Source organism: Oleiphilus sp. HI0043 (assembly GCF_001634935.1).
The window spans coordinates 1-838 of the sequence record NZ_LWEY01000119.1 but is presented as its reverse complement, the minus strand read 5'-3'; the positions used below and the strand labels follow the sequence as shown (position 1 = coordinate 838).

Genomic DNA, 838 nt, shown 5'->3' with positions numbered 1-838 from the left:
CTTGATGCGGAAACCGCGACAACTATCGTCGACCGACAGTTTGTTGAAGTTATTATTGCTCCGAGCGTTAGCGCCGAAGCGAAAGAAGCCGTAGCCGCTAAGAAAAATGTCCGCCTCCTAGAGTGCGGTGCATTTTCTGACAGCGCAGCATCTTTCGATTATAAGCGCGTCAATGGCGGCTTACTGGTGCAAGATCGTGACTTAGGCATGATCAGTAAGGAAGATTTGACTGTTGTCTCCAAGCGCCAGCCAACAGACGAAGAAATTGATGACCTCTTATTCACCTGGAAAGTTGCTAAAATGGTTAAGTCCAATGCGATTGTTTACGGTAAGAGCGCTCAAACTATCGGTATTGGTGCCGGGCAAATGAGCCGTGTCAATTCAGCACGCATCGCAGCAATCAAAGCTGAGCATGCCGGACTTGCCGTGAAAGGCTCTATGATGGCTTCAGATGCCTTCTTCCCATTCAGAGACGGCATAGACAATGCCGCAAATGCCGGCGTTAGTTGTGTCATCCAGCCAGGCGGTTCAATGCGTGATCAAGAAGTCATTGATGCAGCTGATGAGCACGGTTTGGTAATGGTATTTACCGGAATGCGTCACTTCCGACACTAAGCAAATAAGCTCTGTATGACCGTGCACCCGCCTCTGTTTGAGACTTGGTGCACGGTACTCTTCCTGCTATACATCTACTCTTCTGCCTCTAGTTAGCACTACCTAATAATATACGCTAGACTATTTTTACCTATTAATCGGACGCCCGAAGGCTTCCACGGACTTCTATCATTAATGGAGCAACAACAGTGTCAGATTACGTACGCATTAAAGTAAGGGGCTA

General features: G+C 47.9%; 1 pseudogene. It reads left to right on the top strand.

Features of this window, described 5'->3' with window-relative positions:
• A pseudogene (gene purH, locus A3729_RS02620) lies at positions 1-615 on the top strand (bifunctional phosphoribosylaminoimidazolecarboxamide formyltransferase/IMP cyclohydrolase); the annotation flags it as partial.
• Between the last annotated feature and the right edge of the window lie 223 nt (positions 616-838).